20 protein-coding genes and 1 tRNA gene are annotated in these 22,755 nt (G+C 69.0%); all 21 read left to right on the plus strand.

The window, feature by feature from the left end; all coding sequences use genetic code 11:
* Positions 1–37: 37 nt before the first annotated feature.
* Complete coding sequence (locus tag C7444_RS03165; protein WP_110399373.1) at positions 38–1,009, plus strand: acetyl-CoA carboxylase carboxyltransferase subunit alpha; 972 nt, start codon at positions 38–40, stop codon at positions 1,007–1,009.
* A 61-nt stretch (positions 1,010–1,070) separates the two neighbouring features.
* Entirely contained in the window at positions 1,071–2,477 is a 1,407-nt protein-coding gene (gene tilS, locus C7444_RS03170) for a tRNA lysidine(34) synthetase TilS (RefSeq protein ID WP_110399374.1), read from the plus strand.
* Positions 2,478–2,559: 82 nt separating this feature from the next.
* On the plus strand, positions 2,560–3,819 hold the full coding sequence (locus tag C7444_RS03175; RefSeq protein WP_110399375.1) for an aspartate kinase: 1,260 nt from the start codon (positions 2,560–2,562) through the stop codon (positions 3,817–3,819).
* 42 nt (positions 3,820–3,861) lie between these two features.
* Positions 3,862–3,954, plus strand: a tRNA-Ser gene (locus C7444_RS03180).
* Positions 3,915–4,073 carry a hypothetical protein gene (locus tag C7444_RS20170; protein ID WP_170130609.1) on the plus strand — a complete coding sequence of 53 codons (159 nt, stop codon included), beginning with the start codon at positions 3,915–3,917 and terminating at the stop codon, positions 4,071–4,073. Before C7444_RS03180 ends, C7444_RS20170 begins: the two co-directional genes overlap by 40 nt.
* A gap of 69 nt (positions 4,074–4,142) precedes the next feature.
* Positions 4,143–5,075, plus strand: a complete 933-nt coding sequence (locus C7444_RS03185) for a LysR family transcriptional regulator (RefSeq protein ID WP_245909386.1) — start codon at positions 4,143–4,145, stop codon at positions 5,073–5,075.
* Positions 5,072–6,496, plus strand: a complete 1,425-nt coding sequence (gene leuC / locus C7444_RS03190) for a 3-isopropylmalate dehydratase large subunit (RefSeq protein WP_110399376.1) — start codon at positions 5,072–5,074, stop codon at positions 6,494–6,496. Before C7444_RS03185 ends, leuC begins: the two co-directional genes overlap by 4 nt.
* 21 nt (positions 6,497–6,517) lie before the next feature.
* Positions 6,518–7,168 carry a 3-isopropylmalate dehydratase small subunit gene (gene leuD / locus C7444_RS03195; RefSeq protein ID WP_110399377.1) on the plus strand — a complete coding sequence of 217 codons (651 nt, stop codon included), beginning with the start codon at positions 6,518–6,520 and terminating at the stop codon, positions 7,166–7,168.
* A gap of 68 nt (positions 7,169–7,236) precedes the next feature.
* The gene (gene leuB, locus C7444_RS03200; RefSeq protein WP_110399378.1) at positions 7,237–8,328 is read left to right on the plus strand and encodes a 3-isopropylmalate dehydrogenase; all 1,092 of its coding nucleotides are present in this window, start codon (positions 7,237–7,239) and stop codon (positions 8,326–8,328) included.
* A gap of 91 nt (positions 8,329–8,419) precedes the next feature.
* The gene (gene asd, locus C7444_RS03205; RefSeq protein WP_110399379.1) at positions 8,420–9,547 is read left to right on the plus strand and encodes an aspartate-semialdehyde dehydrogenase; all 1,128 of its coding nucleotides are present in this window, start codon (positions 8,420–8,422) and stop codon (positions 9,545–9,547) included.
* Between the two features lie 260 nt (positions 9,548–9,807).
* Positions 9,808–12,471 carry a FimV/HubP family polar landmark protein gene (locus C7444_RS03210; protein ID WP_245909387.1) on the plus strand — a complete coding sequence of 888 codons (2,664 nt, stop codon included), beginning with the start codon at positions 9,808–9,810 and terminating at the stop codon, positions 12,469–12,471.
* A gap of 43 nt (positions 12,472–12,514) precedes the next feature.
* A complete protein-coding gene (truA, locus tag C7444_RS03215; RefSeq protein ID WP_110399381.1) occupies positions 12,515–13,318 on the plus strand; it encodes a tRNA pseudouridine(38-40) synthase TruA in 804 nt (267 codons plus the stop codon).
* Positions 13,315–13,965, plus strand: a complete 651-nt coding sequence (locus C7444_RS03220) for a phosphoribosylanthranilate isomerase (RefSeq protein ID WP_110399382.1) — start codon at positions 13,315–13,317, stop codon at positions 13,963–13,965. The genes truA and C7444_RS03220 overlap by 4 nt, the downstream gene beginning before the upstream one ends.
* A 41-nt stretch (positions 13,966–14,006) precedes the next feature.
* The gene (gene trpB / locus C7444_RS03225; RefSeq protein WP_110399383.1) at positions 14,007–15,296 is read left to right on the plus strand and encodes a tryptophan synthase subunit beta; all 1,290 of its coding nucleotides are present in this window, start codon (positions 14,007–14,009) and stop codon (positions 15,294–15,296) included.
* Complete coding sequence (gene trpA, locus C7444_RS03230; protein WP_110399384.1) at positions 15,293–16,108, plus strand: tryptophan synthase subunit alpha; 816 nt, start codon at positions 15,293–15,295, stop codon at positions 16,106–16,108. Before trpB ends, trpA begins: the two co-directional genes overlap by 4 nt.
* The gene (gene accD / locus C7444_RS03235; RefSeq protein ID WP_110399385.1) at positions 16,105–16,977 is read left to right on the plus strand and encodes an acetyl-CoA carboxylase, carboxyltransferase subunit beta; all 873 of its coding nucleotides are present in this window, start codon (positions 16,105–16,107) and stop codon (positions 16,975–16,977) included. Before trpA ends, accD begins: the two co-directional genes overlap by 4 nt.
* Before the next feature lie 85 nt (positions 16,978–17,062).
* Positions 17,063–18,379, plus strand: coding sequence for a bifunctional tetrahydrofolate synthase/dihydrofolate synthase (folC, locus tag C7444_RS03240; RefSeq protein ID WP_110399386.1), 1,317 nt, complete (start codon positions 17,063–17,065; stop codon positions 18,377–18,379).
* Positions 18,380–18,459: 80 nt separating this feature from the next.
* Positions 18,460–19,356: an SPOR domain-containing protein gene (locus tag C7444_RS03245; protein ID WP_110399387.1), complete on the plus strand. Its 897-nt coding sequence runs from the start codon at positions 18,460–18,462 to the stop codon at positions 19,354–19,356.
* A gap of 10 nt (positions 19,357–19,366) precedes the next feature.
* Entirely contained in the window at positions 19,367–19,858 is a 492-nt protein-coding gene (locus C7444_RS03250) for a CvpA family protein (RefSeq protein ID WP_110399388.1), read from the plus strand.
* Positions 19,859–19,961: 103 nt separating this feature from the next.
* Positions 19,962–21,485 (plus strand): amidophosphoribosyltransferase, encoded by a 1,524-nt coding sequence (purF, locus tag C7444_RS03255; protein WP_110399389.1) that lies wholly within the window; start codon positions 19,962–19,964, stop codon positions 21,483–21,485.
* A 16-nt stretch (positions 21,486–21,501) separates the two neighbouring features.
* The gene (locus C7444_RS03260; protein ID WP_110399390.1) at positions 21,502–22,746 is read left to right on the plus strand and encodes an O-succinylhomoserine sulfhydrylase; all 1,245 of its coding nucleotides are present in this window, start codon (positions 21,502–21,504) and stop codon (positions 22,744–22,746) included.
* Positions 22,747–22,755: the final 9 nt, after the last annotated feature.

The raw sequence follows: 22,755 nt of genomic DNA on the forward strand, positions 1-22,755 counted from the left end.
GTCGCCGTCACACGGCTCCAGTTGAGGAGTTTTACAGATGAGCAAACGACATTTCCTCGAATTCGAGCAGCCCATTGCCGAGCTCGAAACCAAGATCGAGGAACTGCGCTACGTGCAGAACGAGTCCTCGGTCGACATCTCCGAGGAGATCGACCGACTGTCCAAGAAGAGCCTGCAGCTCGCCAAGGACATCTATTCGACGCTGAGTCCCTGGCAGGTCACGCTGATCGCCCGCCATCCGCAGCGTCCCTACACGCTGGACTACGTCAGCGAGATCTTCACCGACTACCAGGAGCTGCACGGCGACCGTGCGTTCGCCGACGACCAGTCGATCGTGGGCGGGCTGGCGCGCTTCAATGGCCGCGCCTGCATGGTGCTGGGCCACCAGAAGGGCCGTGACACCAAGGAGCGTGCGGCCCGCAACTTCGGCATGTCGCGCCCCGAGGGTTACCGCAAGGCGCTGCGCCTGATGAAGCTGGCCGAGAAGTTCGGCCTGCCGGTGTTCACCTTCGTCGACACGCCCGGTGCCTATCCGGGCATCGGCGCCGAGGAGCGTGGCCAGTCCGAGGCCATCGGCCGCAACATCTTCGAGATGGCGCAGCTCGAGGTGCCGATCGTCACGACCATCATCGGCGAAGGCGGCTCCGGCGGCGCGCTGGCCATCAGCGTGGCCGACCAGGTGCTGATGCTGCAGTACTCGGTCTATTCGGTCATCTCGCCCGAAGGCTGTGCATCCATCCTGTGGAAGACGTCCGAGCGTGCCAGCGACGCCGCCGAGGCGCTGGGCATCACCGCCCACCGCCTGAAGGCGCTGGGCCTGATCGACAAGATCATCAGCGAGCCCGTCGGTGGCGCCCACCGCGACCGCAAGCAGATGGCGGTCTACCTCAAGCGTGCGCTCAACGACAGCCTGCGCCAGGTGGTCGACCTGTCGGTCAAGGACCTGCTGAACCAGCGCTACGACCGCCTGCGCAGCTACGGTCGCTTCAGCGACACCAAGGGCGGCTGATCTCCGCCTTGCCCCCGGTGCGACGCCTGCCCCGTGGCAGGCGTCGTCGTTCTTGATGCCGATGACCGATCCCGACGACGCCTGGTCCGTGCTGCCGCATGCGCTGGACCTTGCCCTGGGCGAGGGCGAGGGCGATGCGTGCGGCCGGCTGGCGGTGGCCTGCAGCGGGGGGCGCGACTCCATGGCGCTGCTGCACGCAGCCACGTGCTGGGCGCGGCCACGCGGCATCGAGGTCCATGCCCTGCATGTGCACCACGGTCTGAGTCCGCATGCCGACGAATGGGCCGAGGTGGTGGCCGCCTGCTGCGCCGACCTGCGTGCCGCGGGTGCCGTGGTGGTCCACCACGTGCGGCGCCTGGCCCTGCGGCCGGCCCGTGGCGAGAGCGTCGAGGCGATGGCCCGCAGCGCCCGTTACCAGGCGCTGACGCGGATGGCGCTCGAGAGTGCCTGCTCGACCGTGCTGCTGGCCCACCACCGGGACGATCAGGCCGAGACCTTCCTGCTCCAGGCGCTGCGGGGCGCGGGCGTGGCCGGGCTGGCGGCGATGCCCGCTTCGGCGCATCGGGGTGGCCTGCGCTGGCTGCGGCCCTGGCTGGCCCGGCCGCGGGCGGCGATCGAGGCCTACGTGGGCCGGCATCACCTGTGCCCCGTCGACGATGACAGCAACACCGACCTTCGCCTGGCTCGCAACCGCCTGCGCCTGCAGGTGATGCCGGTGCTGCGCGAGGCCTTCGCGCAGGCGCCGGCCGTGCTTGGCGAGACGGTCTCGCGCCTCCAGGATGCCCGGGTCTGCCTCGAGGCGCTGGCCGGCATCGACCTGGATCGGGTCCGGGTCGACGCGGGCCTGGCCACACCGGCGCTGCTGGTGCTCGGCCCGTCCCGGGCGCGCAACGCCTTGCTGCACTGGCTGCGCGACGAGCTGGGGGTGGCGGTGTCGACCCGGCTGCTGCAGCGTCTGGCCGAGGAGCTGGCCCATGCGCCCGAGGGGCGTTGGTCCGTGGGGGAGGCCGGCTGGCTGCACCACCACCGCGGGGTGCTGGCATGGCGACCCGGCCCGGTCGATCCGGTCCCGGCCGGCACGGGGGGGGCGGAGGATCGGCCGGAGGCGCTGGCGCTGCAGATCACCGGCTTGGGTGAACATGCCGTGCCGGCATGGGCGGGCGTGCTGTCGGTGTGTCCGGTGGCCGAGGGTGAGCCGGGCCTGGTGCTGTGCCCTGGCGAGGTGCTGACGCTCAAGCCCCGGGCTGGCGGGGAGCAGTTCCAGCGGGCGCCGCAGACACCGCCGCGCGCGCTGAAGAAGCAGTTCCAGTTCCTGGCCGTGCCCGTCTGGGCGCGCGGCGGGCCGCTGGTCTGGCGGGGTGCACAGCTGCTGTGGGTGCCCGGCCTGGGCCTGGATGCACGCTGCCACGCACCACCCGGCGCCGCTTCTGTGGTGACGCTGGCTTGGCACTCCGTCACGAACGGGTAAAATACCGGGTTTTTCCGCTGCGGTTCCTGTGCCGCGGGTCCGGCGCAACGCGCCAGCATTTCAATCTGCCAATGTCTCACCCATGGCTCTGATCGTTCACAAATACGGCGGCACATCGATGGGCTCGACCGAGCGCATCCGCAACGTGGCCAAGCGCGTGGCCAAGTGGGCCCGCGCCGGACACCAGATGGTGGTGGTTCCTTCGGCCATGAGCGGCGAGACCAACCGCCTGCTCGGCCTGGCCAAGGACGTGTCGCCGGCGGTGCACTCGCCGGCGGTCGCCCGCGAGCTCGACATGATCGCCTGCACGGGCGAGCAGGTCTCCGTGGGCCTGCTGGCGCTGGCCATCCAGGCCGAAGGCCTGGAGGCCGTCAGCTACTCCGGCTGGCAGGTGCCCATCAAGACCGACTCGTCCTACACCAAGGCGCGCATCGAGAGCATCGACGATGCCCGCGTGCGGGCCGATCTGGCCGCTGGCAAGGTGGTGGTGATCACCGGCTTCCAGGGGGTGGACGAGGGCAACAACATCACCACGCTCGGCCGGGGCGGCTCGGACACCTCCGCCGTGGCGGTGGCCGCGGCGATGAAGGCCGACGAGTGCCTGATCTACACCGACGTCGACGGGGTCTACACCACCGACCCGCGCGTGGTGCCCGAGGCCCGGCGTCTGCACACCATCTCCTTCGAGGAGATGCTGGAGATGGCCAGCCTGGGCTCCAAGGTGCTGCAGATCCGTTCGGTGGAATTCGCCGGCAAGTACCGGGTGCCGATGCGCGTGCTCTCGAGCTTCACCTCGTGGGACATCCCCATCGAGGAAGAGGCCAAGTCGGGCACGCTGATCACTTTCGAGGAAGACGAGAAGATGGAACAAGCCGTTGTGTCGGGCATCGCGTTCAATCGCGACGAGGCCAAGATCACTGTCCTGGGCGTGCCGGACAAGCCGGGCATCGCCTATGGCATCCTGGGCAAGGTCGCCGAGGCGAACATCGATGTGGACGTGATCATCCAGAACGTGTCCAACGAGGGCAAGACGGACTTCTCGTTCACCGTGCACCGCAACGACTACCAGCGCACGGTCGACCTGCTGAAGTCCGATGTGGTGCCGGCGCTGGGCGCTGCCGCCGTGATCGGCGACACCCGCATCTGCAAGGTGTCGATCGTGGGCATCGGCATGCGCTCGCACGCCGGCGTGGCCAGCACGATGTTCCGCTGCCTGAGCGAAGAGGGCATCAACATCCAGATGATCACCACCAGCGAGATCAAGACCTCGGTCGTGATCGACGAGAAGTACATGGAGCTGGCCGTGCGTGCGCTGCACCGCGCGTTCGAGCTCGATCAATGAGTTGACACCGCCTTGAAAAAGCGAATATAATTTCGCTTCTCCGGAGACGTGACCGAGTGGCCGAAGGTGCTCCCCTGCTAAGGGAGTATGTGGTGATGAGCCGCATCAAGGGTTCGAATCCCTTCGTCTCCTCCAGACTGAAGCCCCTGAAGCTGAAAAGCTTCAGGGGCTTTTCTGGTTTCTGGGGTTCTTCTGGCGTAGCCTTCTTCCGTGGCGAAGGCTGGCTGCACAAACGCCGATTCCTGGCGGCGTGACTTGCCCTGAAGATGGCGGCCTGCCGGCTGCCACCCACCATGCGCTTTGATCTGGTCACACTCAATCTGGTGCTCGCGATCGCTGAATCGCGCAGCATCACCGCGGGCGCGGAGCGTGAGCACCTCGCGCTCGCGGCGGCCAGCAAGCGCCTGAGCGACCTGGAGTCGCGCCTGGGCGTGCAGCTGTTCGAGCGCCGCGCCCGGGGAGTCGAGACCACCGAGGCGGGGCGGGCGATGGTGCGCCACATCCGTTCGCTGCATGCCTGCCTGAACGGCCTCGAGAACGAGGTGGCCGAATACAGCCGGGGCGTGCGTGGTCATCTGCGCGTGGTGGCCAACTCGTCGGCCATCTCCGAATGCCTGCCGCCCGACCTGGCGGCCTTCTCGGGCGCTCACCGCGAGATCCGCATCAGCCTCGAGGACCAGACCAGCGCCGAGGTGCAGCGCTCCGTGGCCGAGGGTCTGGCCGACGTCGGCATCTTCGTGCCGCCGCAGATCGAGCCGCGCCTGACCACCTGGCCTTACCGCGAGGGCACGCTGGCGGTGATCACCCCGCGTGACCATGCGCTGTCGGTGCTCGATGCCGTGCGCTTCGAGGCGCTGCTCGACTTCGACTTCGTCGGCCTGCACAGTGGCGCGGCGGTCCAGCAGCAGATCCTGGCCCAGGCCACCGAGCAGGGCCGGGCCTTGCGCACCCGTGTCCAGGTGCGGGGCTTCGATGCCATCGCCCAGCTGGTCGAGGCCGGCCTGGGCATCGCGATCATGCCCTCGGCGGTGGCCGAGCGGCTTTCGCGGGTGTTCGCGCTGCATCGCCTGAGGCTCGACGAACCCTGGGCCCGGCGTCGCTACCTGCTGGCCGTGCGCGGGCAGGACGTGCTGCCCGGGGTCGTGCGCCGTTTTGTCGAATTCCTGTGTTCCGCCGAGGCGAACGTGCCCGGCGAATTTTCCGTTCAGCCGCCCGTCGCGGGCGGCACCGATCGACCTCGAGAGGCTCAGCCATGACCGCACGTACCCTGTACGACAAGCTCTGGGACGAACACGTCGTCCACACCGAAGAAGACGGCACCTCGGTGCTCTACATCGACCGCCACCTGGTGCACGAGGTGACCAGCCCGCAGGCCTTCGAGGGCCTGCGCCAGGCCGGCCGCAAGGTCTGGCGCGTCAGCTCCATCGTGGCCACGGCCGACCACAACACGCCCACCACCGGCTGGGAGCTGGGCTACGACGGCATCACCGACCCGATCAGCAAGGAGCAGATCACCACGCTGGACAGCAACATCTTGGAGTTCGGCTCGGCAGCGTTCTTCCCGTTCATGTCCAAGCGCCAGGGCATCGTGCACGTGATCGGCCCGGAAAACGGCGCCACGCTGCCCGGCATGACCGTGGTCTGCGGCGACTCGCACACCTCCACGCACGGCGCCTTCGGTGCGCTGGCGCACGGCATCGGCACCAGCGAGGTCGAGCACGTGATGGCCACGCAGACGCTGCTGGCCAAGAAGGCCAGGAACATGCTGATCCGCGTCGAGGGCGCGCTGGCCCCGGGTGTCACCGCCAAGGACGTGGTGCTGGCCATCATCGGCAAGATCGGCACGGCCGGCGGCACGGGCTACACCATCGAGTTCGGCGGCTCGGCCATCCGCAGCCTGAGCATGGAAGGCCGCATGACGGTCTGCAACATGGCCATTGAAGGTGGCGCGCGCGCCGGCCTGGTGGCCGTGGACGAAAAGACCATCGCCTACGTCAAGGGCCGCCCGCTGTCGCCCACCGGCGTCGAGTGGGACCAGGCCGTGGCCTACTGGCAGACGCTGCACAGCGATGCCGGTGCGCACTTCGACACCGTGGTCGAGCTGGATGCCACGCAGATCGTGCCGCAGGTGACCTGGGGCACCTCGCCCGAGATGGTGCTGGGCGTGGACGCCCGCGTGCCGGACCCCGAGAAGGAAAAAGACCCCAACAAGCGCGGCGCCATCGAGCGCGCGCTGACCTACATGGACCTGCAGCCGGGCAAGGCGCTCAACGACATCTTCGTCGACAAGGTGTTCATCGGCTCCTGCACCAACAGCCGCATCGAGGACATGCGCGAAGCCGCGGCCGTGGTGAAGCAGCTGGGCCAGAAGGTGGCCAAGAACATCAAGCTGGCGCTGGTGGTGCCGGGTTCGGGTCTGGTCAAGGCGCAGGCCGAGGCCGAGGGTCTGCACGAGATCTTCAAGGCCGCGGGCTTCGAGTGGCGTGAGCCGGGCTGCTCGATGTGCCTGGCCATGAACGCCGACCGGCTGGAGCCGGGCGAGCGCTGCGCCTCCACCAGCAACCGCAACTTCGAAGGCCGCCAGGGCAACGGCGGCCGCACCCACCTGGTGTCGCCGGCCATGGCCGCTGCCGCCGCCGTGCACGGCCACTTCGTGGACGTCCGTACCCTCGCCTGAAGCCCAGAACACCCGACGACCATGCAAACCTTCACCTTGCACCAAGGCCTGGTGGCCCCGATGGACCGCGAGAACGTCGACACCGACGCGATCATCCCCAAGCAGTTCCTGAAGTCGATCCGCAAGACCGGCTTCGGGCCCAACCTGTTCGATGAATGGCGCTACCTCGACAAGGGCGAGCCCGGCCAGGACCCGGCCAGCCGCCAGCCCAACCCCGACTTCGTGCTCAACCAGCCGCGTTACGCGGGCGCCTCGGTGCTGCTGGCGCGCAAGAACTTCGGCTGCGGCTCCAGCCGCGAGCACGCACCGTGGGCGATCGACCAGTACGGCTTCCGCGCCATCATCGCGCCCAGCTACGCCGACATCTTCTTCAACAACTGCTTCAAGAACGGCCTCTTGCCCATCGTGCTGCCCGAGGCCGTGGTCGACCAGTTGTTCAACGAGGTGCTGGCCTTCCCGGGTTACCAGCTGACCATCGACCTGGCTCGCCAGGTGATCGTCAAGCCGCAGGGCGAAGAGATCCCGTTCGACGTGCAGGCCTTCCGCAAGTACTGCCTGCTCAACGGCCTGGACGACATCGGCCTGACGCTGCGCCACAAGGACAAGATCGCCGCTTACGAGGCCGAGCGCCTGGCCACCAAGCCGTGGCTCGCCCACACGATGGTGTCCTGAGCACCTGCTGATCCTCAGTGCCCGGGCCCGGCCCGGGCTTCCCGTTTCCGAACTTTGAAGAACGCATCATGAAAATCGCAGTCCTCCCCGGCGACGGCATCGGCACCGAGATCGTGGCCGAGGCCGTGCGCGTGCTGAACGTGCTCGACCTGAGCTTCGAGATGGAAGAGGCCAAGGTGGGCGGCGCCGCCTACGAGGCCCACGGCCACCCGCTGCCCGAAGCCACGCTGAAGCTGGCCCAGGCCTCGGACGCGATCTTGTTTGGCGCCGTCGGCGACTGGAAGTACGACAAGCTCGACCGCCCGCTTCGCCCCGAACAAGCCATCCTGGGCCTGCGCAAGCACCTGGGCCTGTTCGCCAACTTCCGCCCGGCCATCTGCTACGAGCAGCTGGTGGGTGCATCGAGCCTGAAGCCCGAGCTGATCGCGGGCCTGGACATCCTGATCATCCGTGAGCTGACCGGCGACATCTACTTCGGCCAGCCGCGCGGCCGCCGCATCGCCACCGACGGGCATTTCCCGGGTGCCGAAGAAGCCTTCGACACCATGCGCTACTCGCGCCCGGAGATCGAGCGCATCGCCCACGTGGCCTTCCAGGCCGCCCGCAAGCGCAGCAGGAAGGTCACCTCGGTCGACAAGGCCAATGTGCTGGAGACCTTCCAGTTCTGGAAGGACGTGGTCACCGAGGTGCACAAGGAGTATCCGGACATCGAGCTCGAGCACATGTACGTGGACAACGCGGCCATGCAGCTGGTGAAGGCGCCGAAGAAGTTCGACGTGCTGTTCACCGGCAACATGTTCGGCGACATCCTGAGCGACGAGGCCTCGATGCTGACGGGCTCGATCGGCATGCTGCCCTCGGCCTCGCTGAACGCCAAGGGCCAGGGCCTGTACGAGCCCAGCCACGGCAGCGCCCCGGACATCGCCGGCAAGGGGGTGGCCAATCCATTGGCTACAATTCTGTCCGCCGCCATGATGCTCCGCTTCTCACTCCAACAGCCCGAGGCTGCCGACCGCATCGAGTCGGCCGTCAAGTCGGTGCTGGCGGCCGGCTACCGCACGCCGGACATCTGGAGCGAAGGCACCCACAAGGTGGGCACGCGCGAGATGGGTGATGCCGTGGTTGCGGCCATCACCGGCAAAACGATTACCAAGAGCTGAAGCTCGGTCTCGTTTCGCCCCCACTCTGGACCCCGGCGACACGAGCCGGGGAGCAGGGGTCCGGGACAACGCTACACAAGGAAATCTGGAAATGGCACTCGTAGGATTGGTCGGATGGCGCGGCATGGTCGGCTCCGTGCTGATGGACCGCATGGTGGCCGAAGGCGACTTCGACCTGATCGAACCGCTGTTCTTCTCGACCTCGAACTCGGGCGGTCGCGCTCCGTCGATGGCGAAGAACGAGACCGTGCTGCAGGATGCGTTCGACATCGATGCCCTCAAGCGCTGCGACATCATCCTCACCGCCCAGGGCGGTGACTACACCTCCGAGGTGTTCCCGAAGCTGCGTGCGGCGGGCTGGAACGGCCACTGGATCGATGCGGCCTCGACGCTGCGCATGGAATCCGATGCGGTGATCGTGCTGGACCCGGTCAACATGCCGGTCATCAAGGACGCGCTGGCCAAGGGTGGCAAGAACTGGGTCGGTGGCAACTGCACCGTCAGCTGCATGCTGATGGGCGTGGGCGCGCTGTACAAGGCCGGCCTGGTCGAGTGGATGAGCACCCAGACCTACCAGGCCGCTTCGGGCGGCGGTGCCCAGCACATGCGCGAACTGCTGACGCAGTACGGCACGCTGAACGCCTCGGTCAAGTCCCTGCTGGACGACCCGAAGAGCGCGATCCTCGAGATCGACCGCCAGGTCATCGCCACGCAGCGCGCGCTGACTCCCGAGCAGACCGCCAACTTCGGCGTGCCGCTGGGCGGCTCGCTGATCCCCTGGATCGACAAGGACCTGGGCAACGGCCAGTCCAAGGAAGAGTGGAAGGGCATGGCCGAGACCAACAAGATCCTCGGCCTGGGCGAGGGCTTCGGCTCGGCCGCCATCCCGGTCGATGGTTTCTGCGTGCGCGTGGGCGCGATGCGCTGCCACAGCCAGGCGCTGACCTTCAAGCTGAAGAAGGACGTGCCGGTGGCCGACCTCGAGGCGATGATGGCGGCGGACAACGACTGGGTGAAGGTCGTGCCGAACACGCGTGAAGCCACGATCCGCGACCTGACGCCGGTGGCCGTCACGGGTACGATGACGATACCGGTGGGCCGCGTGCGCAAGCTGGCGATGGGTCCGCAGTATGTCGGCGCGTTCACCATCGGTGACCAGCTGCTGTGGGGTGCGGCCGAGCCGCTGCGCCGCATGCTGCGCATCCTGCTGGCGGACTGATCCGTCGGTCGAAGGTCGTTGCCACCCGGCAACGACCTTCGGGACATCGTGCACGCGGGGCCGGGCTGGGCAGAACGTCAGTTTCTGCATGAGCTTGTCTTTGTATCCTCTTGATGTTATTGTCTTTTCGCTTATTCCGAGCAGTGTTTGCTCGGCCTGACTGAGGTGAGCGCAAACGGTGTTTGCCTCGCAGCGTGGGAGACGCCTTGAAAACTCAGATGAAACGTGCGGGACGTTCGGCTCTGAACGAGATCGCGGCCGTGGCCGCAGTGAGCGCCGCCTTGTGCGCGCTGCCGTCTTCGGCATGGGCCCTGGGGCTGGGTCGCCTGACGGTGCAGTCCGCGCTGGGCGAGGCACTGCGCGCCGAGATCGACATCACCAGCCTGACCCCCGACGAGGCGGCCAACCTGCGCGCGCGTGTCGCGCCGCCCGAGTCCTACCGGGTGGCGGGCATCGACTACAGCCCGGTGCTGCCCGCGACCAGCGTGCTGCTGCAGCGCCGCCCCGATGGCAGCGCCTTCCTGCGCATCAGCAGCGACCGTCCGGTGCAGGAGCCGTTCGTCGACGTCATCCTCGAGGTGAATTCGTCGACCGGCCGGCTGCTGCGTGAATACACCCTGCTGTTCGATCCCCCGGCCACGGCCTCGCGCGCACCCGCTTCGGCGCCCGCGCCGGGCGCGCTGGCGATCGCGCCGCCCGCGCCGGTGGCACGGCCCGCTCCGGCGCCTGCCCCCGCTCCGGTCGCCGAGGCCGCACCGGCTCCGGCGGCACCGCCCGTGGCCAGCCAGCCGCGTGTGCGTCCGGCCCCCGCGCCGGCTGCTGCGGCTCCGGCGGCGCGTGCCCCGGCTGCCGCGGCCGACGGCCAGCAGTACAAGGTCCGTCCTGGCGACACGCTGTCGTCGATCGCGTCGCGCCTGCAGGGTTCGGGCGTTTCGCTCGACCAGATGCTCGTGGGCCTCTACCGCGGCAACGAGGCGGCGTTCATGGGCAAGAACATGAACCGCCTGCGTTCGGGGGTCGTGCTCAACGTGCCTTCCGCCGACGACCTGCAAGGTGTCGAGACGAAAGAGGCGCGTCAGGTGGTGACGGCGCACAGCGCCGACTTCAATGCCTATCGCCAGCGCCTGGCCAAGGCCGTGCAGGAGCGTCCGGTGGCCGAAGAGCCGGCCCGCAAGTCCGCCGGCAAGGTCCAGGCCGAGGTCGATGACCGCAAGCAGGCGGCCGCACCGTCGCCGGACCGGCTGAAGATCGACAAGGGCGTGGCGGCCTCGTCGTCCGCACCCGCGGTCGAGGACAAGGTGGCCAAGGAGCGTGCGCAGAAGGAAGCGGCCAGCCGGGTCCAGGAGCTCAACCGCAACCTGGAAGCCCTGAAGAAGCTGCAGGCCGCCTCGGCCACCGCAACCCCGTCGGCTGCGGCCGGCAAGGCCGCGTCGGCCGCTGCCCCGACCTTGTCCGTGCCGGCCAGCGTGCCCGCGCCCGCGCCCAAGGTGGCGGCGGTCGCCTCGGCGCCGGCGGCACCTGCCGTGGCGCGTGCCGCGTCGGTGCCAGTGGCGGCGTCCGCTGCGGTCGTGGCCGCTTCGGCGCCCGCCGTGGTGGCCTCCGCCCCGGTGCTGGCCGATGCCGCGTCGGCTGCCGCTTCCGCTGCGGCCGTCGAGGCTTCGGCGCCGGTCATGGCGCAGGCTTCCGCGCCCGAGGTTCCGGCGTCGGTGGCCGCGGCGGCTTCGGTGCCGGTGGCCAAGGCGCCCGAGCCGACCGGTGACGACGAACCGTCGTTCTTCTCCAGCCTGGCCGAGAATCCGCTGGTGCTGCCCGTGGCCGGCCTGGCGCTGGCCGCCCTGGCGGGTCTGGGCCTGTACCGCCTGCGGGGGCGTGGCAAGGAAGAGGCCGGAGTGACCTCCTTCCTCGAGAGCCGCCTCCAGCCCGATTCGTTCTTCGGTGCTAGCGGTGGCCAGCGCATCGACACGCGTGACGCGACCGGTGCGCCGTCGTCGATGAGCTACTCGCTCAGCCAGATCGACGCGATCGGGGACGTCGATCCGGTCGCCGAGGCCGACGTCTACCTGGCCTACGGCCGCGACCTGCAGGCCGAGGAGATCCTCAAGGAGGCGATGCGAGCCAATCCGGATCGCCTGGCCATCCGCACCAAGCTGCTGGAGGTCTACGCCAAGCGCCGCGACACCAAGGGCTACGAACTGCTGGCCGGCGAGCTGTACGGCCTGACCGGCGGGCAGGGCGAGGACTGGGCCCGCGCGCAGGAGCTGGGTCGCAGCATCGATCCGGACAATCCGCTCTACGAGCCGGGCGGCCAGCCGACCGCCGGCCTGTCGCCCGAGCGGGGTGGTGAGCTGCTGGGGGCCAGCACGATGCCCCAGTCCATCGTGCCGTCGCCTTCGCGCTACGAGAACAGCCTGCCCGACGTCGATGCCTCGGCCGCCTCGGCGGACGTGGATCTCGACATTTCCGTGCCGGGCGAGATGGATGATGCGACCTCCACCCGCGGCGGCTTCCTGAATTCGGGGGCCGGCTTCGACGTGCCGCTGGGTGACAGCACCCGCACGGCACCCGACACGGGCCTGGGCGGTCTGGACTTCGAGCTCAACGACGTGCCGGCGCCGGCACCGGCCCGTGCCGATGCGCGGGCCACCGCGCCGGGCATGGACCTGGGTGACATCTCGCTCGATCTGGATGCGCCGAGCTTCGGCGTGTCCGTCCCCGGTCCGGATACCGGTCCGCAGGACGGCCTGAACGGCCTGGACATGGACGATGACGACGCCGACCCCCTGGCACGCAAGCTGGAGCTGGCCGAGGAGTTCAACCAGATCGGTGATGTCGAAGGCGCCCGTGACCTGCTCAACGAGGTCATCGAGAACGCCGAGGGTGCGCTGAAGATCCGTGCCCAGGCCATGCGGGACACGCTGGGATGACGATGGGCGTCCAGACGCGCAGTGAGCTGCGGAGCGAGGTGCCTTGCGCCTCGCCCTAGGAGTCACCTATCGCGGTTCGGGCTACCGCGGCTGGCAGAGCCAGCCGGGGGGCCAGACGGTTCAGGACCAGCTCGAATCGGCGCTCTCGCAGTTTGCGGCAGCGCCGATTCACGTTGTGTGCGCGGGCCGCACCGACGCGGGCGTGCATGGCCTGAACCAGGTGGTGCACCTCGACACCGACCTGCATCGCGAATGCTATTCGTGGGTGCGCGGCACCAACACCTTCCTGCCCCCGGACATCGCGGTGCAGTGGTGCCAGCCGGTGCCCGACCGTTTCCATGCCCGCAACCTGGCCCGCGGACGGCGTTATGCCTACATCCTGCTCGAGGCGCCGGTGCGGCCGGCCATCGAGCAGGCCGCTGCCGGATGGACCTTCCGCCCGCTCGACGGGCAGCGCCTGCGCGAGGCCGCGCAGTGCCTGATCGGCGAGCACGACTTCTCCGCGTTCCGCTCCTCCCACTGCCAGGCGCTCAGCCCGGTCAAGGAGTTGCGCCGCATCGGCGTGTCCCGCCACGGCGTCTACTGGCGCTTCGACTTCGAGGCCAGCGCCTTCCTGCACCACATGGTGCGCAACGTGATGGGCTGCCTGCTCATGGTGGGCAGCGGCGTGCGCGACGTGGCCTGGCTGCAGCAGGTGCTGGCCTCGCGCAACCGCTCGCTGGCCGCGCCGACCTTCTCCCCCGACGGGCTCTACTTCCTCGGGCCGATCTACGATGCCGACCTGGGCCTGCCGCAGCGCACCGCGGCCTTCGGCTGGCTGCCCGGTGACACAGGAGTGCAGGAATGAGCCGTACCCGCATCAAGATCTGCGGACTGACCCGCGAGCAGGATGTGCTCGACGCCGTGCAGGCCGGTGCCGACGCGATCGGTCTGGTGTTCTACGAGCGCAGCCCGCGCCACGTGTCGCTGCAGCGTGCGGTCGAGCTGGTGCGGCTGCTGCCGCCCTTCGTGACGCCGGTGGGGCTGTTCGTCAACGCGCCGGTCGCGCAGATCGAGCAGGCCTGCTCGGCCATTCCCGGCCTGCTGCTGCAGTACCACGGCGACGAGTCTCCCGAGGACTGCGCGCGGGTGCCACGCCCCTGGATGCGGGCGGCCCGCATGGCACCGGGTTTTGATTTGTTAAACTTTGCACAGCAGTTTGCAGGCGCCCAGGCCGTGCTGCTCGACACGCATGTCGAGGGTTACGGGGGAGGCGGAAAGGTGTTCGATTGGTCTCTCATTCCCTCCGACGTGCCCGCTCCGGTCGTTTTGTCTGGTGGGTTGAGTCCTGCAAACGTGATCGATGGGGTGCTGCAGGTGCGGCCCTGGGCCGTTGATGTGAGTTCCGGCGTCGAGGTGTCCAAGGGCATCAAGGACGCCGCCCTGATGCAGCAGTTCTGCGAAGCCGTGCGCGAGGCGGATGCCCGTCGGCTCGAGGCGCAGAACGGCTGCTGATTTCCTGCCGCAGGCACCCCCTGCAGCCAAGAGGCCAAGACATGTTCCAGTACGACCAACCCGATGCCCGCGGGCATTTCGGCATCTACGGCGGCAGCTTCGTCGCCGAGACCCTCAGCCACGCGCTCGACGAGCTGCGCCAGGCCTACGAGCACTACCGCCACGACCCGGAGTTTATTGCCGAGTTCAAGCGCGAGCTCAAGCACTTCGTCGGCCGGCCGAGCCCGATCTACCACGCCGATCGCATGAGCCGCGAGATGGGCGGCGCGCAGATCTACCTCAAGCGCGAGGACCTCAACCACACCGGTGCGCACAAGGTCAACAACACCATCGGCCAGGCATTGCTGGCCAAGCGCATGGGCAAGCCGCGTGTCATCGCCGAGACCGGTGCCGGCCAGCACGGCGTGGCCACGGCGACGATCTGCGCCCGCTACGGCCTGGAGTGCGTGGTCTACATGGGGTCCGAGGACGTCAAGCGCCAGAGCCCGAACGTCTACCGCATGCACCTGCTGGGCGCGAAGGTGGTGCCGGTCGAGTCCGGCAGCAAGACGCTCAAGGACGCCCTCAACGAGGCGATGCGCGACTGGGTCACCAACGTCGAGAACACCTTCTACATCATCGGCACGGTGGCGGGCCCGCACCCGTACCCGGCGATGGTGCGTGACTTCCAGAGCGTGATCGGCACCGAATGCCTGACGCAGATGCCGGAGCTGGCGGGGCGGCAGCCCGACGCCGTGATCGCCTGCGTCGGCGGGGGCAGCAACGCGATGGGCATCTTCCATCCCTACATCCCGCACGAGGCGACCCGGCTGATCGGCGTCGAGGCGGCGGGCGAGGGCATGGACACGAATCGCCACTCGGCCTCGCTGCAGCTGGGCAAGCCGGGCGTGCTGCACGGCAACCGCACCTACGTGCTGCAGGATGCCGACGGCCAGATCACCGAGACCCATTCGGTCTCCGCCGGGCTGGACTATCCGGGCGTCGGCCCCGAGCATGCCTATCTGAAGGACATCGGTCGGGCCGAATACGTCGGCATCACCGACCAGGAAGCGCTCGAGGCCTTCCACTACCTGTGCCGCACCGAAGGCATCATCCCGGCGCTCGAGTCGAGCCACGCGGTGGCCCACGCGATGAAGCTGGCCAGGACGATGCGGCCGGACCAGCACATCCTGGTCAACCTGTCGGGCCGTGGCGACAAGGACATCGGCACCGTCGCCGACCTGTCCGGCGCCGAGTTCTACTGTCGCCCCTCCTGTCGGGGCCTGAGTGTCAAGGGCGGCGAGCAGGCCGTCGAGCTGCGCCTGTCGGGCAGCCAGGGAGCCGCACGATGAGCCGCACGCAAGCCACCTTCGCCCGCCTGGCCGCCGAGGGCCGCAAGGCGCTGATCCCCTACGTGACCGCGGGGGATCCGTATGCCGACATCACCGTCGAGCTGATGCACGGTCTGGTCGAGGCCGGTGCCGACGTGATCGAGCTGGGCGTGCCGTTCTCCGACCCGATGGCCGACGGCCCGGTGATCCAGCGGGCCAGCGAGCGGGCGCTGCTCAAGCGCATCGGCACGTCCGACGTGCTGGCCATGGTGCGGCGCTTCCGCGAGACCGACGGCCGCACGCCGGTCGTGCTGATGGGCTATGCCAACCCGGTCGAGTGTTACGGGCCGGACCGTTTCGTCGACGATGCCAAGGCCGCCGGTGTCGATGGCGTGCTGATCGTCGACTACCCGCCGCAGGAGTGCGAGGCCTTCGCCGCCCGGCTGCGGGCGGCCGACATGGACGCCATCTTCCTGCTCGCGCCGACCTCGACCGATGCCCGCATGGCCGAGGTCGGGCGCATCGCCACGGGCTACGTCTACTACGTCTCGCTCAAGGGCGTGACCGGTGCCGGCCACCTCGACACCGATGCCGTGGCCCGCATGGTGCCGCGCATCCGTGCCCAGGTGAACGTGCCCGTGGGGGTGGGTTTCGGCATCCGGGATGCCGAGACGGCCGTGGCCGTCGCACGGGTGTCCGACGCGGTGGTGATCGGCTCCCGTATCATCGGGCTGATCGAAAACGAGCCGCGTGAGCGGGTGGTGCCGGTGGCTGCCGGCTTTGTGCGCGAGATCCGCGCAGCGCTCGACACGCTCCAAGGAGTTACCGCATGAGTTGGCTAGACAAGCTGCTGCCCCCGAAGATCCAGCAGACCGATCCGAGCGAGCGCCGATCGGTGCCGGAAGGGCTGTGGGTGAAATGCCCCTCCTGCGAGACGGTGCTCTACAACAGCGATCTCGAGGAAAACCTCAACGTCTGCCCGAAGTGCTCGCACCACCACCGCATCGACGCCCGGGCCCGCCTGGACGGATTCCTCGATGCGGAGGGCCGCTACGAGATCGGCCAGGAGGTCGTGCCGGTCGACGCGCTGAAGTTCAAGGACAGCAAGAAGTACCCCGAGCGCATCAAGGAGGCGATGGAAGCCACCGGCGAGACCGATGCGCTGGTGGTCATGGGCGGCTCGGTGATGAGCATCCCGCTGGTCGTCGCGGCCTTCGAGTTCGACTTCATGGGCGGCTCGATGGGCTCGGTCGTCGGCGAGCGCTTCGTGCGCGGCGTCGAGATGGCCATCGAGCAGAAGGTGCCCTTCCTCTGCTTCACCTCCACCGGGGGTGCCCGCATGCAGGAAGGTCTGCTGTCGCTGATGCAGATGGCCAAGACCAATGCCTCGCTGACCCGTCTGGGCAAGGCGAAGCTGCCCTACATCAGCGTGCTGACCGACCCGACCATGGGCGGGGTGTCCGCCGGTTTTGCGTTCGTCGGTGACGTGGTGATCGCCGAGCCGAAGGCGCTGATCGGTTTTGCCGGCCCGCGCGTGATCGAGAACACCGTGCGCGAGAAGCTGCCCGAGGGCTTCCAGCGCTCGGAGTTCCTGCTCGAGCACGGCGCGCTGGACATGATCGTCGACCGGCGCGAGCTGCGTTCGACGGTCGCCAGCCTGCTGGCGATGCTGCAGCGACAGAGCGCCGACGCGGTCGCTTGAGATCGGGCGGTTCGCCGCCACCTCTGGAAGGGCGTCGTGAAGACGCCCTTTGTCTTTGACGAAGCCTGGTTTCCCCCTGTCCATCATGAGCATGTCCCTGTCCGGTTGGCTTGAACACTGCGAGCGCCTGCATCCCGCCGGGATCGCGCTGGGCCTCGATCGTGTGGAGGCCGTGCGCGAGCGGCTGGGGCTGCGCTTCGAGGTGCCGGTGTTCACCGTGGCGGGCACCAACGGCAAGGGCTCGACCTGCGCGGTCATCGAGAGCGTGCTGATCCAGGCCGGCTATCGGGTCGGCGTCTACGGCTCGCCCCACCTGGTGCACTTCGAGGAGCGCCTGCGCGTGCAGGGCGAGGTGGTCGCCGCCGAGCTGCTCGTGCCGCATTTCGAGGCGGTCGAGGCCGCCCGCGACGGGGTGGCGCTGACCTATTTCGAGTTCACGACGCTGGCGCTGCTGCGCTGCCTGTCGCTGCAGCCGCTCGACGCCGTCGTGCTCGAGGTCGGGCTGGGCGGGCGCCTGGACGCGGTCAACGTGATCGACCCCGACTGCGCGGTCATCACCAGCATCGACCTCGACCACATGGACTTCCTCGGCAGCGACCGCGAGTCCATCGGCCGCGAGAAGGCCGGCATCATGCGGGCCGGCCGTCCGGTGGTGGTGGCCGATCCGATGCCCCCGCGCAGCGTCATCGAACATGCGCAGGCCCTGGGCGCGGACCTGTGGCTGCAGGGCAGCGACTTCAACTACAGCGGCGACCGTCAGCAGTGGAGCTGGGCCGGCCGGGGGCGACGTCACCACGCGCTGGCCTATCCGGCGCTGCGTGGCGCCAACCAGCTGCTCAATGCCTCGGGGGCGTTCGCCGCGCTCGAGGCGATGCGCTCACGCCTGCCGGTGACGGCCCAGGCCGTGCGCCAGGGACTGGCGGCGGTGCAGCTGCCGGGGCGGTTCCAGATCGTGCCGGGTCAGCCGGCGCTGGTGCTCGACGTCGGCCACAACCCGCATGCCGTGGCGGTGCTGGCGCAGAACCTCGACCAGATGGCGTTCTATCCGCGCACCCACGCGGTCTTCGGCGCGATGGCCGACAAGGACCTCGCCGGCCTGATCACGCCGCTGCTGCCGCTGGTGGAGTGCTGGTACTGCTGTGATCTGCCGACGCCGAGGGCGGCCAGCGCGGCTGCGCTGGCCGCGGCGATCGAAGCGGCCGTGGCGGCCTGGCCGGCCGGCGCCGCGCCGCTGCCGGCGGTGCGCATCTCCTGTCACGCCGACCCGAGCGAGGCGCTGGCCGCTGCCGTGGCCGCCGCCGACCCCGCTGATAGAATCCTGGCCTTCGGATCCTTCTACACCGTCGGCGGTGTGTTGCGGCAGGGGTTGCCGCGGCTCGGCGCCGCTCACCTTCCGTCCTGACGGGGGGCGTGGGCCCGGGCTGAGCAGCCCGTCATGAACCGCACAAACTCCCGGAGCTGGCACTGCGCCGTCTGACATCGATGGGTCTCCTTTCATTTTTCAAGCGCACCGACGGCGAAGGCCGACGTGCCGCCCGCGTGGTTCCCCCGCAGGACCCCGGCACGCTCGAGGCGCTGCGCCTGCGCACCCGTCGGCGCCTGATCGGCCTGTCGGTGCTGGTGGTCGGCGCGGTGGTGGCCGTGCCCATGATGCTCGAGAAGGAGCCCCGTGCTCCGCAGGCGGTGTCGGGCACCGTGGTCGACGCGGCGGCTCCCGCCACCGGCAAGCTGGCGCGGGCCCGGGCCGATGCGCCCGAGGTGGCGGCCTCCGTGGCCGCCCGTGCCGCACCGCAGCCGCTCGGCCTGGCGGATTCCGAGACGGTGGTGAGCCCCGCTCCGGCGGCCGCCCTGGCGCTGCGCGAGCAGCAGGACCGCCGCAAGGCCGAGCAGGCCGCCGCCGATCGCCGGGCCGCCGACAAGCTGGCGGCCGAGCGCCGGGCTGCCGCCGAACGGCGCGAGGCCGCCCAGGCCCGCCAGCAGGCCGACAAGCGTGCCGCCGAACGCAAGGCCGCCGCGGACAAGCTGGCCGCCGAGAAGCGGGCCGCCGACAAGGAAAAGGATCGTGAGAAGCAGGCCGCCGAGCGGCGCCTGGCAGAGCGCAGGAAGGCCGAGGCCAAGGAGCGCCAGGAGGCCGAGGCCCGCAGGAACGAGCGCCGCTACATCATCCAGGTCGGTGCCTATTCGGAAGACGCCGCCGTGCGCGAAGCCCGTCGCAAGATCGACCGGCTCGGTCTGCAGTCGGTCGAGCAGGACGTCAACACCAGCTCCGGCAAGCGCACGCGGGTGCGCCTGGGGCCTTATTCGAGCCGGGCCGAGGCGGAGCGGGCGGCGGCCAAGCTGCGGGCCGGCGGTCTGAGCGCGGCCATCCTGGCGCTGTGAGCCCGGCCCGATGATGCTCGACGCCTGGTTGTGGCCGGACTGGTTCATCCTGCTGGTCCTGCTGGGCTCGATGGTGTGGGGCGTGATGCGTGGCCTGGTGTTCGAGCTGCTGTCGGTGGCCAGCTGGGTGCTGGCCTGGATCGCTGCCCAGTGGTGGGCGCTGCCGGTGGCGCAGCGCCTGTCGCTGGGGGCGGACGGGTCGGTGATGCAGCGCTCGATGGGTTTCGTGCTGGTCTTCGTGCTGGCCCTGGTGCTGCTGCGCCTGCTGACGTGGCTGGTGTCGCAGCTGATCCATGCCACGCCGCTGGCCGGCCTGGATCGCCTGTTCGGCGCGGCCTTCGGGCTGGTGCGGGGGCTGCTGATCGTGCTGGCCGCGGTGATGGTGCTCGAGGCCACGCCGCTGGCCCGTGGCGAGGGCTGGAGTCGATCGGTCGCGGTGGGCTGGTCCAAGGGCCTGTTGTCCGTGGTGGGGCCGGTGTTCCGGCCGCGTGAATCATCCTGAGCCTGGATGGGGTGTGTGTCAGGCCCGTCCAGGTGCTGTCCGTTCTTGATGCAAATGCAGGTCCGTCGCGTGCGGCGGGAACCTGGAGTCTTGGAGTATTTCGATGTGTGGCATCGTCGGTGTGATCTCGGCTACGCCGGTCAATCAGTTGATCTATGACGCCCTGCTGCTGCTGCAGCATCGTGGGCAGGATGCCGCAGGCATCGTCACGGGCATGGGGACCAAGTTTTTCATGCACAAGGCCCGCGGCATGGTGCGTGACGTCTTCCGCACGCGCAACATGCGCTCCCTGCCGGGCAACATCGGCCTGGGCCAGGTGCGTTACCCCACCGCGGGCAACGCCTACAGCGAGGAGGAGGCGCAGCCGTTCTACGTCAACGCCCCCTTCGGCCTGGTGCTGGTGCACAACGGCAACATCACCAACGCGCACGCGTTGAAGAAGGAGCTGTTCGGCATCGACCGTCGCCACCTCAACACCGAGAGCGACACCGAGGCGCTGATCAACATCCTGGCCCACGAGCTCGAGCTGGCCGCGCGTGACCTGCCGCTGACGCCGGTGGAGGTGTTCAAGGCCGTCAGCGCCGTGCACCGCCGCGTCAAGGGCTCGTATGCCGTGGTGGCGCTGATCGCCGGCTACGGCCTGCTGGCCTTCCGCGATCCGCATGGCATCCGCCCGCTCTGCCTGGGCAAGGGGGAAGGCGCCAACGGGCCCGAGTGGATGGTGGCCAGCGAATCGGTGGCCCTCGAGGGCACGGGCCACCAGCTCGTGCGTGACATCGCTCCGGGCGAGGCGCTGTTCATCACGATGGACGGCGAACTGCACAGCCAGCAGTGCGCCACCGCGCCGTCGCTGAACCCCTGCGTGTTCGAGTACGTCTACCTGGCCCGTCCCGACTCGGTCATCGACGGCGTCTCGGTCTACCACGCCCGCCTGAACATGGGCGAGACGCTGGCCCAGCGGGTCATCAGCACGATGCCGCCGTCGGAGATCGACGTGGTCATCCCGATTCCCGAATCCAGCCGCCCGTCGGCGATGCAGCTGGCGCAGAAGCTGGGCAAGCCCTACCGCGAGGGCTTCGTCAAGAACCGCTACGTCGGGCGCACCTTCATCATGCCGGGCCAGGCGGTGCGCAAGAAGAGCGTGCGCCAGAAGCTCAATGCCATCGGCATGGAGTTCAAGGGCCGCAACGTGCTGCTGGTCGACGACTCCATCGTGCGCGGCACGACCTCCAAGGAGATCGTGCAGATGGCGCGCGAGGCCGGGGCCAACAAGGTCTACATGGCCTCGGCCGCGCCGCCGGTGCGTTATCCCAACGTCTACGGCATCGACATGCCGACCTCCAGCGAGCTGATCGCCCACGATCGCACGATCGAGGAGATCCGCCAGTACATCGGCTGCGATGCGCTGATCTACCAGGATGTCGACGCGATGAAGCGTGCGGTCAGCGCGCTCAACCCGGCGCTGGCCAGCCTCGAGGCGTCCTGCTTCGATGGCCGCTACATCACCGGCGACGTGTCGGCGGCCGACTTCGAGGCCATGAAGACCCAGCGGGCCACGCAGCCGCAGGACGAGGAGGGCGCCGAGCACTCCCGCCTGGCCCTGCCCAACCCGACCTCCGCCCACTGAAACCGGACCGCCCGCCATGCGCAGCCGTGACCACACCGACCCCAAGCGTCTGCCGCTGGTGGACCTGCCCGACGACGCCCGGCTGGACACCCTGGCCGTGCGCCAGGGCCTGCCCTCGACGCCCTGGGGCGAGAACTCCGAGGCCCTGTTCCTGACCAGCAGCTTCGTGCATCCGGACGCGGCCACCGCCGCGGCCCGTTTCGCCCAGGAAGAGGAAGCCTTCGTCTACAGCCGCTTCACCAACCCGACGACGATGATGATGGAGCGCCGCCTGGCGGCGCTCGAGGGCACCGAGGCCTGCATCGCCACGTCCAGCGGCATGTCGGCGATCATGCTGCTGGTCATGGGCCTGCTGAAGGCGGGTGACCACGTGATCTGCTCGCGCAGCGTGTTCGGCTCGACCATCAAGCTGCTGCAGGGCGAGTTCGGCAAGTTCGGCGTGCAGACGACCTTCGTCTCGCAGACCGACGTCGCCGAATGGCGTGCGGCGCTGCAGCCCAACACGAAGCTGCTGTTCGCCGAGACGCCGAGCAATCCGCTGACCGAGGTCTGCGACATCCGCGCGCTGGCCGATGTCGCCCATGGCGCGGGTGCGCTGCTGGCGGTCGACAACTGCTTCTGCTCGCCGGCGCTGCAGCGCCCGGCCAGCCTGGGCGCCGACCTGATCATCCATTCGGGCACCAAGTACCTGGACGGGCAGGGCCGTGTCGTCGCCGGGGCGGTCTGCGGCCCGGCGGCGCTGATCGACGGGCCGTTCATGTCCGTCATGCGCTCGGCCGGCATGTGCCTGTCGCCCTTCAACGCCTGGGTGGTGCTCAAGGGGCTGGAGACGCTGTCGATCCGCATGGAGGCGCAAGGCGCGCGGGCGCTGCAGCTGGCCGGGTGGCTGGAGGCGCAGCCCCAGGTGGCCCGGGTCTACTACCCCGGCCTGCCGTCGCACCCGCAGCACGCGCTGGCCATGGCCCAGCAGGGGGGCAACGGCGGCGCCGTTGTCAGCTTCGTGGTGCGTGGCGACACGCCCGAGGCGGCACGTGCCAACGCCTTCGCGGTGATCGACGCGACCCGCATCTGCTCGATCACGTCCAACCTGGGCGACACCAAGACCACCATCACCCACCCCTCGAGCACCTCGCACGGTCGCCTGACCGAAGCGCAGCGGCTGGCCGCGGGCATCACGCAGGGCATGATCCGCGTGGCCGTCGGGCTCGAGCATGTGGACGACCTGAAGGCCGACCTCGCGCTCGGCCTCGCACTGATCTGAATCGACCTG

Origin of the sequence: Sphaerotilus hippei (genome assembly GCF_003201595.1) — a bacterium.
GTDB lineage: Bacteria > Pseudomonadota > Gammaproteobacteria > Burkholderiales > Burkholderiaceae_C > Sphaerotilus > Sphaerotilus hippei.